Genomic DNA, 15670 nt, shown 5'->3' with positions numbered 1-15670 from the left:
CAAAATGGGCTGACAGCTAAAACGACTACGGCAAGTAAGGAAAGAAATTTGAACTTGTTTTTTCTCTTGAGCCCCCTACTTCTGTATGACTATGGCTTTGGCAAGCTAATTGGACAAATGCTTCGTTGACGTTTTCCAACCAAGGCATTTTCTCAAGCGACGATGAATGAAATACAAAACGAATCGAGCTCTTCTGTAATAAGAGCTCGATCATCTTAAGCGAAATACATCAATGCGCACGTGTACGGAACGCCATTTCTTTTCACGGTCAACCGTTGGTGGCTAAAAACGCCTGAAGGGCACTGGTTCATCCTATTTATAATCACTGCTCAATGCCTGATTAACACTTGAATGCTGAATCACTTTTCCTTGACTTCTGTTGTCCCTGTGATCACGTCAAGTCCATCAACTACAAATGTGCCGCCTTTCACTTCAATTTTTGCTAGATGCTTCTTGTTTTCTAAGCCGCTAATATGGTAAGAGGTTTGCCGGTCCCCTTTAGAAGTGATTCGTTCATTTTCAGCGACTAATTGGCCGTCAATAACGACGTCAATCACTGCATCTGGCGTCGCGCCAAATAAATGAAAGCCCGAACCCTCGAATGAAAAAATCATCGTGCTCGTTGGCTCGCCTGCTTGAGGCGTACTATAAATATGGACTCCGCGGTAATCCATAAACGTTTCTTTGCGTTCATTATCTCCAAGCGACACTTTTAATGTGTGCGGCCCCTCTTCAAGATCTCTGGTGGTATATCGAATCCCTGTACGCGGATCGACTCCAAAGTTGCCCACGTTTTTCCCGTCAAGCTCGAACTTGTATAGCGTCTGTTCTTCTTTCCCAGCAAGGTAATCGATGCCGGTGCCAGTAAAGTGTATGAAAAGATAAGGGTCATCATCAAAATGGGCCCACGCATTCGTGTCGTTTGATCCCCAAGATGCATTTTTCCTAAATGCATATACCGTATTTTCTTCAGCTCCAATTTCCGCCTCATCCGATAATTTTACGATCTCGCTCGGTCCTCGTTTTTTTACAGCAAATGGAGGAACTGCCGTCGTAATTTCGGCTTTGCTAAAGCTAGTATACCGTTCTTTTGCGACTACTTTGAGCGTATGTTGTCTGTCTTCCAGATTTTCAATCTGCCAGACCATTTTGGTGAGTTCACTATTGTTCAAGTAATTTGCTTCGCCGACCCATTCCCCATTTAAATAAATGTCGGCGCTCCCATTTGCGGGATTGGTGATACCGTACAAGTTAATTCCTGTACCTTTAAAGGTGATTTCAAAAGCAGCTCCGTTTGCTCCCCAGGCATTGGCGCTGTTTGAAGACCAGTCCCCTGAATAAAACACTTTATTTAACGATCCTTGTTCCGTTGTTGAATCTTGATGGGTGATTGTAACTCCGCTCCAAACAGGTACATCTGTCTCTGCTGTCATTAGCGTTCGGTTAAAATGAGCGTATCCAGCTTGTGTATACTGCCAGTTTCCGATATAGCCGATAGGATTGGCCTCATCGATATTTGCAAGAGCTTGTGCTTCCGACTTGTATACTTTCCCTTGAGCACTGTCGTATTTTTCCGATTCAAAAGCGTAGCCCGGAATCGGTTCAACTTTTAAATTGTCAAATAAAGTTTCATAGTAACCTGAACCTAACACAACCCTGCCAGCCATGACAGTTGAATCCGAATCGGTGTAAGAAGCAATTTCGTTTCCGTCAACGAACAGCGTAAACACGTTTTCCTTCGCTTCAAAGGCCAGGTTATGCCAAACTTCGTGGTCAAAGCCCTCCATTGTGCCTTCTTTAACAACGGCGCCCGTTCTCAAGATTTCATACCTGCCGTCCGAAAACACACGAGCATTGTAAGGGGCAGAAGAATCTGTGCCGCCAGCTTTCACTTGACGAACGCCAATGAGTGCATAATTCTCTCTACCTGTTTCTTCCGGCGTATAGTTGTCTAATAAAAAGTCATAGGACACTTTGTAGTTGACCCAACGAAAATCTCCAATCACTGTATAAGGATTGCTGGTTGCTTCTGCTCCGTCTGTTCCCCCCCAGACAGCCCATTCTGCGCCAATGATGTCAGGGGTGATTTTTTGTTGCAACATATTTCCGTGGGCGGCTGCTTCTGGTATTTTACGTTTCGTACGTTCAGCGCTTCCTTTAGAAACTGGTTTTGTCGCTTCTGTCACGACCTCAAACGCACCATGTTGATCGGTCGTATAACGAGGGGTGCCTCCACGCCGTTCAACATAATCCCTGCCTTTTTCATCAGATGGGTAATCATCGTATTCAAACTCATCCGTGTAAGGCAACGCCATGATCGTGTCTTTTGCTAGATCGACTGGCTGTGATTGATATTCAAAGTTTTCGATGTCCGCTTTTCTATCCAATGTAGTAATGGTCACAATCGAATAGGGTTTGACTTCGAGTTCGAATTCGCCACGGGTAGGTTTAATGGTCTCAATATTTTTAAACCAGTTTTCATCATATGCCTGCCCTTCATCTGGTCCTCGTGTTTCCCAGACATGCACTTCTGCGTTCTCTTTTCCACTCAAATTTTTAGCCTTCATCTTGTATTTGCGCAGTTTCTTTGTATTGTTAGCAAAAATGGTCGTGTAATCATCGGTTTCAGGGTCTTTTACTGTCATATAGTTATCGGTACTCGTATCAACGTCGACGCCTCCGTCAAAAAAATGGCCGTCGCTATAAGTAGCACCTTTTACATATTGCCAACGCTCATTTTCAGGAGTCGTACGATCATCGTAGCCGACAAAATTCATAATATGGCGGACAGCTTGGACCCCACCATCACTTTCATAGAAACCTGACCATGGGTCGGAGGCACTAATAAGGTGTTTAGGATTGTAAGAAGAGCCTTCATAAAAGGCAGCTACAGACGGCTGAAAGTCAAATGAGACCGCTTCAAGCGGCAGATCGCCTGCCCCTGTCCACGAATAAACAGAAATAATACGGGACGCAACATCGACAATGCCTGCCTGGCCCCCTAGTCCGTTATACTGTGGCTCCATATTTAGGCGGTAGCGTGCATTGATCATCGGGGCAATTCCTTCAGATACCCATACTTCTTTTGGCTCCTTGCCTTCTGCGCTTACTTTCTTTTGCAACTGCGCCAGCTCGAGCGAGCCGGTTAATCCATAGTGTGAGCTGATAACATCGATTTCGTCGATTAACTCAGGATGGTCAAGTAATGTTTGACTAATCGATGCCGTATCACGATAACCGTCTGCTGCCACAAGCTTTATGTCTTGATAATCGGATTCATAGTTGGGTTCTTCCTTTATCCTTGCAGTAAAATACTTGAGCCAATCAACTTCAATGCGGCCATTATGATTGATCGCCCTTTCATTTTGCGATATGCCAACGTAATCTAGTTTAAAACCATATTCTTCATAAACAGCGTCAATCGTCTGTTTATACCACTGGTACCGATTCTCATATTCGTTATTAGCCGCACCGCTCCATGTCCAGCGTGGCTCGCCCCAGCGCAAGATTTCAGTCGTAATATCAGGATTGATCGTTTTGGCATCTGCGGCAAACTGGAACCCAGCACCTCTTAGCACATTAGCGGGCTCATCGCTATAACGCATCGTCGCTGGTTCCGTCCCGGAAGAAGAGTCCACGTCAGCTCCAAGTTCTACTTTAACATGGGCCAGCCCAGCACCTGTTTCGCGATTAAAGAGTTGATTCATGATCTGCCAATATTTTTCGGGATGCTCATCTTTGTAATCGATTAATAACCGTGTCGTATTATTGGCCGAAACAGCTCCAAACCCTTTAAAGCGGTTATGAGGATCGACGTCCTCCCCATCGATGGAAATCGTTTTGGTTACTACTTCTCCTTGCGCTTCGTTTGTTGGCACGGAAGACACGAAACTAAAAAGCAAGCAAACCATCCATATCGTGTGTACGATTCTTTTCTTTGTCATACAGACCTCCTCCGTTTGACTGAAATTTTTCTTTACTGTTCATTTGCAGGAAACAGCCGATCAAGGCCTGTAGTTAAAAACGGATCATCAATGGAGAAAATCGAAGGCAAACAGGACATCAAAACAGCGCTTCGGCTCTCTTACGGTAAAATCAAACAACTGTACAGATTCTTCTTCACCAAAATGATTAATAAATGGATGTTTTTTAACCGTCCATTCAAGCAGCTGCTGATCATACCGAATTTGAAGCCGGTGCTTGCCTTCCAGGATAATGCTGCTGTCTGTGGTGGTTATCGGCAGATTTGGAGCTATAAAACGCTCTATAATCGACTTAGGATCGTCCGTAAATTGGTACTGGTCAACTAGAGTCAAACCATGCTCTGATGCCTTTTTCCAGGTAAAGCTTCTTTTTAACCATTGCAGTGACTCCAGTTTATAGGCGTTTTGCAATTCCATTTCAAGACGGTCGCATGTCTTTCCAATTTCTACATTGGTGATAGTCGCAAACTGTTCTCTTCCTGCAGATTGGTAATGGTGATTAATGATCGGGACCGAATGGCCATGGGAACCATTACATAAAAAGGTGTAGCGTTCCTTTCCAAAGTAGCCGTCGCTATACATTCCGCTGCCTACATCTTTTAAGAACGCTTCTCCCTCTGCTTGTAAAATAAAATGGCCAACGTCATTATGGTTATGGGGTTCGTCGTTATGCCCTCCTTTGCAGGCAAACGCATAGGGCGCCTTTCGGGCAATAAACCATTGGGAGTCTTTTAGGTAGTAGCTGTTATTTTGCCAACGTTGGCCGGATATGTTTTCGTCAAACCATAATAAATTCCTCAGCGCAGGGGCAAAGCGGCTACAATGGTCTTCCGTGTAAGAGGCGCGCAGTCTAGCTTCCGGTACCTCCACGTCTTGATAACGATTGTGCAAGTAATGAATCAGTCCTAAAAAAATGGTTGCTACTGGCAGAGCATCGGAAAAATTAGCAATTTTCTTTTCAAAAAGAAAACACTTTTGCGCAAATAATGCGATTTGGTGGGCTTTTTCTGATTGAAATAAATCAATCGCCCCTTTCGTTTTTACTTTTAGCAAATCGGCAAAGTATGTGTAATAGCCAAATCCATATTGCCAATAGTGGTAGCCTTCTTGACAAACGCCGTCACTATTAAATCCTAATAAGTAACAATCTAGTACATGAAGGACCCGTTCTAAAAGCGTAGCCAGTGCCTCATTCTCTTTCAAAATATGCATGGCCGCGCAACCGATGGAGCCTGCACATACGGCGGCCCAATTATGGGTTGCTGTCTCCCACTCATAAGAGCGCTCGCTTAAAAACGGGAGCAACACTCTTCGGTCAACTTCTGCTAAAATCCGTTTTTGAATCAATGGGTCTAGTCTGTTTTTCGTTAATTGATACACTTCGCTTAACGTAAACGCTGTTTCAGCAGCAAACAAATCGATCGTGTATGCCGATTGGTTGGCTATGTGCGGACTCGTTGTGTCCATTTCCGGGCTATTCATTAAATGTGCCGGTAAGCACCACGTATACTCATTGCAAATCGACCAAACCGCGTCTTGCAACTGTTCTAGATAATGTGTTTGGTCCGGTTCCATTAAAGCCATTAGCGCAAATGTATTCAGCCTGCGCCTTTTTTTAAAGTAGCTCTTTTCGTATTCAAGGCGAGTGCCGTGATCACGAAAGCGTATAAACGCTGAAAACGGCATGTCAAGCAAAGGCTCTCTTTGAAGCCTGTTTGCTTCCTCTCTTATTTCATCAATCATCCCTTGATATGCCGGTTTCTTGTGAATCGCTTTAAACCACGCCTCTTGCTGCTGTTGTGAGGAAAATAGAAGTGAAGAGCGGCTGCTTGTTAGCAACGGTTTTATTTGTTTTGCGTTCATCACTAATTCCTTTCGTTTTTATTCGTTATACAAGGTCACTTCAACTGGTTCTCGGTTGGGCCAAGAAACGATAAATTTGTTAGCAAACATGCGGACGCTAGGGACAGCAGCCCAGCTCTGTGCTTGCAAGTGACCATCGACTTCTCCATACACAGCGCTAACGAGAAAAGTTGTGCCCCGATCGATTCTCGTTCTTACAGTCGGAATCACGGTTCGTGGGTGTAAAAGGTTCGTATTTGCATGGGGGAAAACAAGCGCTGTGTCGCCGCCTTCACATAGATTGACGATTCCGCTAGCGGCCGTTGCCGTTTTTGCTAAACAGTTGGCGCCACTAGAGAGCTGTTCGAACGATTCGCTTTCATTTCCTTCCAGCCCTAAAGCAAACCCACCGTCTGCTGCGTCGAGCAATCTGTTTGTTTCAATTTTGTGGATGCGTACATGCCATGGTACACCTGGAATTAGCCATGTTGCCACTTCAACGTCTTGCCAAGGTTTCCACTTTGTATAAAGAAACTGCCTAGCAATCGTATATTCTTCGCTCTGCCTTTTTACACGGTAAAGGTTATCCCTTTCGCTCAAGGCAAGCGCGGAATCAAAAGCTCCTTGCTCCAGTCCCCACTCTGCCCGGGGAACACTAAAGCCAAAAGCAGTCGAGTAAACGAACTTCTCATATTTAGCAGTAGTGTGGGTATGCCCGTTTGTCGATAGATGGCCGGCGTTAAAGGCGAAAGCGTGGTGGCCGCGTTCATCCCTGCAGAGAATGAAACGAGGCGCCTCTTGTACAATGTGCTTTTCTAACCTGGGCAAGGGCTCCTCTTCCACTTCCCAAAACGAATCGTCTTGATCGAGTGCCAGCGGCAAAAATACTTTTAACGCCCAATAGGGGGAGCCTGGCGAGTTATAGTTTTCAGCCATGATTAAATTCGGATAGGCATAACCAATCGTTAATAATCCGCGATTATCGAAAATCGGCTGCTGGCACCACCAACGCAGATGGCGGAACAGTAGGCCCTTCATCACGCCTACCGAAAAAGGGGCGATGCCTGCAAAAATGGCAGCGCTCCAAAACGCTGCTTGCGCAAAGCGATAGGTCATGCTTCGCCCGTATGGTATTGCTGAACCATCCTTGGCAAACCAATAAATAAACGCTTTCGCAAATTCCGTTGCCCTAGCCTTATAACGCTCGGCACGAACTGGATCGTCCTTCTCCATCACTTTGGCATAGACGAGCCCGTAATAATGGAACCCAAAAGGAACATAATAGTCACGATGGCCGTTTAAACCATCTCCATACCAACCGTTTTCTAGATAAAATTGGTCAATTCGCTCCAAATTGTCAGCGATTTTGCGTTGATCATAAGGCAAGCCGACCTGTTTAAACCCTAAATTTACGAGAACAGGGAAGAAAAGCCAGTTGCAGTCCCATACTTCGACATCGTTTATTTGTGCTAACCAGTGGTATAGATTTTCCTTTTCTTCCTCCTGTAACGGCACCCATATTTTTTCCGGTATGAGCAGAAGAGCAAGACCGAAGACAGCCATTTCCACCACTCGTTGATCGTAGTCAGTCACGTCTCCCCAATATTCGGGATGTTGGGGATTGGTCCCATTTTTCATCCCTTCTAGATGGAGCTTCAACTGGTGATCTGCCTCCTCTGACCTAGCAAGCAATGGAACGAGGCCCCATAATATTCGTGAAAAACCCTCAAATCCAGCGACTGAGCGGGAGTAAGCCACCCCCGTGCCCCCTAATTCCAAGCGGGCACATCCTTCGCTATAATAACGCGTCGTTGGTGCCAATACTTGCTGTAATAACTTTGCTAAATCGTCTCTCGTTTTGAGCGTTGAAGCGCTGTCAATGTTTTTCGCCATTTTGCTGTCCCCCTTCTGCGGCATGCTACCAAAATAGCTCGTATTCCGCTTTTAAGCTTGTTAACCCTTCAACGAAGAAATAGTCTCCGTAAATAAGAGGAACATCAATGTTTTTCCCCTCAGGGTAATGGCTAGTGCCATGTAAAATGAGACCATCTTGAGCGTCATTTCCCCAGTCACCGTAATGGTCATATAATGACCGCAACATCTTTATAGCCGTCTGTTTATACATGTTGGCTTCGGCTCGTTCAACGGACTGTGAAATGGCCAACAATCCACACGCAGCAATGGCGCCTGCTGAAGAATCGCGATAGTTTGTTATTCCTTGAGGCAGCCGAAAATCCCAATAAGGGACAAAATCATCAGGCAAATGAGCGATAAAAAAGTGGGCCACTCCTTTTGCTGCATGTAAATACTGGCTCTCACCTGTATAGCGGTAAAGCAACACTAAGCCATACATTGCCCAGCTTGCACCACGGGACCAGGCAGAATCAGAAGAAAACCCTTGCCCGCCAAGCGCTTTTTCCTTCTCGCCTGTTTCCGGATTGAATTGCACAATGTGATGAACAGAACCGTCTTCGCGGATAAAGTGGTTTAACGCTGTCTCCCCATGCTTTTTTGCCACATGGCAAAACCGTGGATCTCCCGTTTCTTTCGTTGCCCAAAACAGCAACGGCAAGTTCATTAAACAGTCAATGATCGCCCAGCCTGTATTCTCATCCCCCTTATAACGGGAGTTCCAAGCACGGATATAGTTGCCCTTGCAGTTAAACCTTGCTGCTAATAGATTAGCGGCAAGCAGCGCCCTTCTCTTAGAATCTTCATCCTTTGTCAGCTTGTAGTTCGCCACGCTTGTCAGTGTCCACATAAACCCAATATCGTGGTCTAGTTTATAATAGTCGGTTATCACAGAGTCTAATTGCTTTTCGCACTGTTTGGCCGTTTCTTTTAGTGATTCATCCTTTGTCTCTCGATACAACAGCCATAGCAACCCAGGCCAAAACCCTGCCGTCCACCAGTGGGGTTCTTCTAATTGATAAGAACCATTCACACTTGCGTGAGGAAAATTGGCGCCAATTTTCATGTTCATTCGCCCTACTTTTCCGTACACTTTTTGCAATGCCTCTGCAACCCATTGCTCATCATTCGCCATGTTCAGTTCACCTTTCCTATTTATATTGAGGTTATGCTCTTGCGCCCCGATATTCGATTGGAGTCACGCCTTCATGGTTTTTAAACACTTTAATAAAGTAACTTTGATTGTCGTAGCCCAACCGCTCGCAAATTTTTCCGACTGGCTCAGCTGTTTGCTCAAGCAATTCCTTCGCTCGATTTATTTTTGCTTTCGTGACATGTTCAACGAACGTTTCACCGACTTCCTTTTTAAACAAACGGCTAAAATAACTTGGATTTAAAAACAAGTGATTGGCAACTTCTTCAAGCATGATTTTCTTTTCTAAATGGGTGTACACATATTTCAATGCTTCCAACACTTCTTTCCTTTTTGGTTGTGAAGTGCCTTCAGCTACCGCTGAAAGGAGAAAACGAAAATAATGGGTCAGCCAAACCTGTAACTCATCGAGAGAATCAATTGCCAAAAGTTCTTCGTGAAGTCCTTCGGCCGTATCTTTTACATAATAAAATGGAAACGTTTGTAATTTTATCTTTAAATCGACGATCAGCTTTATCACCCATTCCTTTACCGTTTCACACGAATATCTTTTGTGCGCGAGCAATTCAACCCATTTGCCTACTGTCGTATTGATTTGCTGGCGATTTCCTTCAATTATTAATTGCCTGATTTCAACAATCGCCTGGTCGTACCAGGTGAAAACATCTTCTGTCCTGCTCGCTTCTTGCTTACTTTTTTCAATCGATCCGCGTTTCATATAAAAACGCTGGTCTTTACTGTTTAATAAACGTTTGATCTCCGACTTAAAAGCATGTTGATTGTGAAGAGGCTCACCGATTATAAACCCAAGTGATACGCCGAAATTTGAATGAACAACGGCCTGAATATGGCCGATATACTCCATGGCGATGCCGTAACAGTCTGTTTTTACGTTTGAGTGGAAAGGAAAAAGCAGAAAAGATTCCTTCACTGAAAAAGGCATATGGACAACTTTAGCATCGAGTGTTTCCGTCATTAGACGTGATACAGAAATAGCAAACTGGTCATCGGAACAAAAAGACGACTTAGCAATATGATAGTTTTGCACAAAGCAAAAAACTGGAATGTATGTGTTTTGCCTCAATTCCAGCCCGAAAGAGGAGGCTTCGTCATACCATTCATCTTTGCATGTAGACAGGTAAACTGTCCTTCTTAAAAAATCCCGTTTTAGCGCTTCCTGATTCTGCGCGGCTATTTGTCGAAGTTTCGTTTCTGTTTTGATCTTTTCCTGTTCTTGTTCAATGTTCTTTTTTAACTCGCTTAAAACAGCGGCAAAATCTTCTGGCTTTAAGGTATCTTTCAGCAAGTAATCTTGAACTTGCAATAGGAGCGCCTGCCTTGTGAATTCATAGTCACTGTGGCATGATAAAACACTCACTTGAATAGCAGGGTTTTTTTCTTTCATTTGTTTAATTAATTCAATGCCATTCATTTTCGGCATCCCAATATCGGTGATTAAAATATCCGGCATCTCTTTTTGTAAAGCATACTGGAGAGCACTAACCCCATTCTCATGGGTACTTTGCAAAGTTAGCCCGAGTTTTTTCCAGTCAGTCGCCTCTGATAACAACTCTAGTACAGGGTAATCGTCTTCAACCAACATCACTTTATACATTCGACTTTTTACCTCCTCTAGAAACGCACATGACCACCTTTGTCCCCAGCCCTTCAACGCTTTCAATATCCATGTGGAATGGGTCGCCAAACGTCATTCGCATCCGTTCATAAACATTGGAAATGCCAAGATTGGAAAAACCGTTTTTATGGACAGCCGTACTTGCCTCTGCCTGGAATGTCAAACTTTTTCGTACCTGCTTTAACGTCTCCTCATTCATTCCTTGGCCATTGTCCTTGATGACGATGACAAAGCATTGATCATTGTTGTACGCTTTTAAAGAAATCGTCCCAGCACATTGATTTAAGCCATGAATAATGGAATTTTCAATAATGGGCTGTAAAATAAAACGAGGAATCATTTCGGCGTTTGCTGTGGCAGAGACGTCGGTGAACAGCTGGACCTTTTCTTTCTGCCTCATGTTCATCAACTTGACAAAATCATTGACAATCTCGACTTCCTCTTGCAATGGAATCATTCCCTTGTCTTTGTCTATCGTCATCCGCAATAGCTTTGAAAGGGAACTTATCATCTCTGCACTTTCGTCATCGCCTTTTCGCATCACTTTCATTCGAATTGAATTCAACACATTAAACAAGAAATGAGGATTGATTTGCGCTTGAAGCATCGCTAATTCTGCTTGTCGTTTTCTTGCCTGTGTTTCTGTAATTTCGTTAATCATTTCATTGATATGGTCAAGCATTTGGTTAAATGAATGGGAGAGCCTTCCGATTTCATCTTGGCTCTGGATGTCCGCACGGACGTTTAATTTCCCGCTTTGCACCTTGGTAGCGACATGGCCAAGGTGCACCAGCGGACTTGTAACCGTTTTCAACACAGATGTTAATAACAGAAAAAAAAGAACAAATGTGATGAGTTGGGCAAAAAATACGGTATCAAATAAACGATTCATTTTACTAATTGCTTGTTTGTACGGATTGACTGAAACCAGTTTCCAACCAGTATAAGAGAGTGGATAATCGGCATAAAGGTATGTTTCATTTTCGAGTTCAATCACATTTGCACCATCGGCGTTCTGCACTTGCGCCACAGGAGAAAACGTTGCTCCAATTTGCTCCGTATCACGATGTGATAATATCCGGTTTGAACCATCCACGAGCAGCATTTCGCCACTGCCATCCGCGCCCGCAAATGCCTGTTTGACTTCCGTTTCCATCTTCGTGACAATCACATACCCATAAATTTGCAAATTGGCGTCTCTTAATGTTCGAGCGACTGAAAGTTGGTAGCGGTTTTTATCCTGCTCTGATGCAAACACAGTTGGCTGGCTGCCAATCCAAATCGTTTCATAGCCATACACTTCATCTAGCTCTTTAAACCAAGGTTCGTGAAACAGTTTCTCAGGATTATAGTCTGCAACAGGATAGTTCGAATAGTGCTTTCCATTTTTAAGAAGGATCGTGACATATGATTTTTCACCGAGCAACGTCATATTTTCAATCGTTTTTGTGACCTTCTGGTCTTCCAGATAGTCTTCATACCCTAAATGCTGTTGCTGTGGATCGTGATTGGCATTCTTTTTTAATATTGTGTTCATTTCAGAATCGAGTTGCACAAAATTGACGGCATATAACATATCATCAAGTAGCTTTGAGACGTATGCACCGGCAATGCTTAGCTCGCGCTCAGCATTCACCATCGCTTGTTCCTTCATGGCATCTTTTGTTAAATAGCTATACACATACAAAGTGATTACCGCTGGCACCATAATGCATAAGACGGTAACCGAGACTACTTTAAAGCGAAACGAACGGGGCGTCAGCGTTTGTTTTATCCGAATCCACATAACCAACCTCCTCATTAGAAATGAATAAGAAGGGGACGGAAACGGATTGCGCCCCTAATTCGTTATTTTAGCAAACGATTATTGATTATGATCAATGATTTCTTGCGTTCGTGTCTGCATATTCTCTAGCGTCATTTCAATTTCCTGGTCATCCAAGATAAGCTTCTCATATTCCTCACCAATCACTTTATAAAGCTCCGCTTGATAAGAGACAGGAGCAACCATTTTAGGGGACTGGGCATGTTGTAAAACATATACGAGTGCATCTCGATCGACTTTTTCCGGAGAAACGGTTTCAGCTAAGATGCCATCAATGATCGAACCAAGGCCGTCTACAGTTACTTCATTCCAAGATGGCACATTTTTTCCTTGCACCATTTGCCCTTCCGTTGTATACCAGCGAATGAACGTGTACGCTTCTTTTTTATGCTCAGAATTTGCTGCTACTGCCATGTAATCAGTAGTCACTGGCGTATAGCCCTCACTGCTTAAATCATTTTTTGGATAGGGCGCTACCCCAACGTTGAAATCCAGTGGAAACTGGTCGGTTCCACCTAGTTCTGTATTCATCCAACTTCCAATCGGAATCATGCTTGCGTCTTGACCGAAGAATTGGTTGCGATAATGGAGTTTCTGCGAAATGATGTCTGTATACGGTACAGAAGACAGGTCTTCTTTTTCCATTTTCACACGCATTTCCAACGTCTTTTTAAATAGTGGATGATCAAGATTCGACGTACCATCCGCTTTGATGAATTCTGTGTCCCCTTCTTCACTTGCAAGTGCCAATTTCAAGTATTCCATCCACCCATCACCTTGCGGCCCGTGGAAATAAACACCGTAATGATCATCAGTAGTCAGGGCTTCTGCATACTCCATAAATTCATCCCATGTCCAGTCGGTCGGTACTTCCAGTCCTGCTTCATCAAAATGGTCCTTATTAACAAGCACATACCAAGGATTGAACTTGCCAGGCAAAGCATAATAGTGGCCGTTCATTTGCGTATCTACTTTATATTCTTCTGCCATCGTGTAACCATCTTCTTCAATAAACTCATCGATCGGGGCAACCATGCCTAAATGAACCCGTTGAGCATAACTGGCTGGGTCACTAAACATCAATACATCCATCTGTTCGCCAGAAGCTGCAGCTAAATCTAGCTTTTGGGTTGCTTCTTGCGTATCACCCTTCTCACTTAAAATGACCAAATCGACCTTGATCGATGGATGCTCCTCTTCAAAAGCGGCAATCGTGTGGGCCCAATTATAGCTTGCCTCGTTTCCATGGGTATGGAATTTAATTGTCACTGTATCATCTTGATTACCGTCCTTCTCATTTGTTCCAGATGTACTGTCGGCAGAACAACCGGCCAATCCGGACAGAAAGATGGCAAAAGCAAAAAAAGTGGACACTCGTTTTCTCTTCATCCTTGCTCCCCCTTTGGACGCCTTATGAAAACCCTTTCAAACAAGATTATAGCAAAGCGCTTTTCTCATAAGACGAAAATAATTTTACCGATATTAACAATAATTTGACATCCATTCTTGACCATTACCCTTTGACCCCACCAAGAGCAATGCCGTCAATTACTTGCTTTTGGCCAAAGATGAAAATAATCAGCAATGGCAAGATCGCAGAAACAGCAGCCGCCATAATAAGTGAATAAAACTCGCCATTAATGGTTGTAAATTTTTGCATGGCCAACTGAATCGTATACAAGGCATCCGTCCGTAAAAAAATCAGCGGATTTTGGTAATCGTTCCATGTCCAAATGAAACGCAAAATCGCATATGTGGCAATTGCTGGTTTGACAATCGGCAGCGCAATCCGCCAAAAGATTTTCCAATGGCCTGCCCCGTCAATCTTGGCCGCTTCAATGTATTCATGATGAATGCCCATAAAAAACTGCCGTAGCATAAATGTTCCTAGAACACTAAAGCTTCCTAGCAAAATAAGTCCAAGATGGCTATCGAACAAGCCAATTTGGCGATACAAAATAAACTGGGGCACTAAACTCGCCTGTTGCGGAACCATATATGTCGCAAGGACAATGAAGAACAACCATTTGCCTGCTGGAAACCTTACTTTTGAAAACCCGTAAGCCGCAAGCGCGGAAACCGTACAAGATAAGACGGTTGTGAACACGGCTACTTTTAAAGAATTCCAATAGTAAATGTAAAAAGGATAATCACCAAACCATACTTCCATATAATTGTTAAAACCGTTCCACCTTTCAGGAATCCATTGGATCGGATAAGTGAACACATCGGCTTCAATTTTAAATGACGTAGACAGCATCCAAGCGAATGGCAATAAAAACAAAATGCTCGTCAAGAAAATAATGACTGTGGTAATGATTTTTCGGACATTGATTTTTTTCAAAAAACCGTCTCTCCTTTTTCTCAGTAGTTAACCCACTTCTTTTGGCCGATCCATTGGATAATCGTGATAAGAAAAACAATCACGAATAGGACCATCGCCATCGCAGATGAATAGCCGATGTCTAAATTGACAAAAGCTGTATCATATAAGTGCCAAACCAGTACACTGGAGGAATGCATCGGCCCTCCCTTTGTTAGTACCGCGATCAGATCAAACACTTTAAAGCTGGCAATAACACCTGTGATTAATAAGAAAAAGGAAGTCGGAGACACCATCGGAAATGTAATTTTGCGAAATTTATCCCATCCATTGGCTCCATCCATTTCCGCCGCCTCATACAATTGTTTCGGAATCGCTTGTAGTCCCGCAATATAAACGATCAAATTAAACCCGACAGAAATCCATATTTGAATAAGCATGACCGAAATCAAGGAAAAATTTGGATCAGCAATCCACGTTGGCGGATTATCTATGCCTAAGGCCATTAATGTCTGATTAATCGGACCGGCGGAAGGATGAAACAACACTTGCCAGACGACAGCAATAGCGACAACGCTTGAAATGTAGGGCATAAAGAAAGCAACTTTAAAGTAGCTTTTCATGTAAACGCTTTTATCAATCACCACGGCTAACAAAAGCGATATCGCCATACAAATCGGGACTGTCAATAAAAAAATCCCATTGTTTAACAGTGACTTTAAAAAAACACGGTCACTCATTAAATCAGTAAAATTTCCGAAACCAACCCACTTCAGCTGATCCATGTTCTGTACAAACTTCCAATCTGTCATACTTAACACAAACGTTGCTGCAATCGGCAGTAACACGAACATAAAAACACCGATCAACATCGGCGCGACAAAAAGCCAGCCTGCTATATGTTCATTTTTCTCAAGTGGGGATTTTTGCTTCTTTCTCAACCTGGCTGATTTCGAGGTAGCCGATAACTTTTCTGTCTGTATACTCATTTGTTATC

General features: G+C 43.5%; 9 protein-coding genes. All 9 read right to left on the bottom strand.

What is annotated here, in order from left to right:
* Nucleotides 1–359: 359 nt before the first annotated feature.
* The 9 genes from N6H06_RS11980 to N6H06_RS11940 all read right to left on the bottom strand — a co-directional run bounded on the left by N6H06_RS11980 (nucleotide 360) and on the right by N6H06_RS11940 (nucleotide 15662).
* Nucleotides 360–3944 carry a glycoside hydrolase family 30 protein gene (locus N6H06_RS11980; RefSeq protein WP_263706789.1) on the bottom strand — a complete coding sequence of 1195 codons (3585 nt, stop codon included), beginning with the start codon at nucleotides 3942–3944 and terminating at the stop codon, nucleotides 360–362.
* Between the two features lie 87 nt (nucleotides 3945–4031).
* The gene (locus tag N6H06_RS11975; protein ID WP_062748586.1) at nucleotides 4032–5846 is read right to left on the bottom strand and encodes a heparinase II/III family protein; all 1815 of its coding nucleotides are present in this window, start codon (nucleotides 5844–5846) and stop codon (nucleotides 4032–4034) included.
* An 18-nt stretch (nucleotides 5847–5864) separates the two neighbouring features.
* Nucleotides 5865–7718 carry a DUF2264 domain-containing protein gene (locus N6H06_RS11970; protein WP_263706786.1) on the bottom strand — a complete coding sequence of 618 codons (1854 nt, stop codon included), beginning with the start codon at nucleotides 7716–7718 and terminating at the stop codon, nucleotides 5865–5867.
* A 25-nt stretch (nucleotides 7719–7743) separates the two neighbouring features.
* A complete protein-coding gene (locus tag N6H06_RS11965; protein ID WP_263706784.1) occupies nucleotides 7744–8871 on the bottom strand; it encodes a glycoside hydrolase family 88 protein in 1128 nt (375 codons plus the stop codon).
* A 31-nt stretch (nucleotides 8872–8902) separates the two neighbouring features.
* Nucleotides 8903–10504, bottom strand: a complete 1602-nt coding sequence (locus N6H06_RS11960) for a response regulator transcription factor (RefSeq protein WP_213029143.1) — start codon at nucleotides 10502–10504, stop codon at nucleotides 8903–8905.
* A complete protein-coding gene (locus N6H06_RS11955; RefSeq protein WP_263706781.1) occupies nucleotides 10497–12311 on the bottom strand; it encodes a cache domain-containing sensor histidine kinase in 1815 nt (604 codons plus the stop codon). Before N6H06_RS11955 ends, N6H06_RS11960 begins: the two co-directional genes overlap by 8 nt.
* A gap of 78 nt (nucleotides 12312–12389) precedes the next feature.
* Nucleotides 12390–13739 carry an ABC transporter substrate-binding protein gene (locus N6H06_RS11950; RefSeq protein WP_263706779.1) on the bottom strand — a complete coding sequence of 450 codons (1350 nt, stop codon included), beginning with the start codon at nucleotides 13737–13739 and terminating at the stop codon, nucleotides 12390–12392.
* 124 nt (nucleotides 13740–13863) lie between these two features.
* Nucleotides 13864–14694, bottom strand: coding sequence for a carbohydrate ABC transporter permease (locus N6H06_RS11945; RefSeq protein WP_062748598.1), 831 nt, complete (start codon nucleotides 14692–14694; stop codon nucleotides 13864–13866).
* A 20-nt stretch (nucleotides 14695–14714) separates the two neighbouring features.
* Nucleotides 14715–15662, bottom strand: coding sequence for a carbohydrate ABC transporter permease (locus N6H06_RS11940; RefSeq protein WP_213029141.1), 948 nt, complete (start codon nucleotides 15660–15662; stop codon nucleotides 14715–14717).
* Nucleotides 15663–15670: the final 8 nt, after the last annotated feature.

Source organism: Shouchella tritolerans, assembly GCF_025770735.1.
Taxonomy (GTDB): domain Bacteria; phylum Bacillota; class Bacilli; order Bacillales; family Bacillaceae_D; genus Shouchella; species Shouchella tritolerans.
Note: the sequence above shows the minus strand (reverse complement) of the source record. Positions and strands in the feature narration are given on the sequence as shown.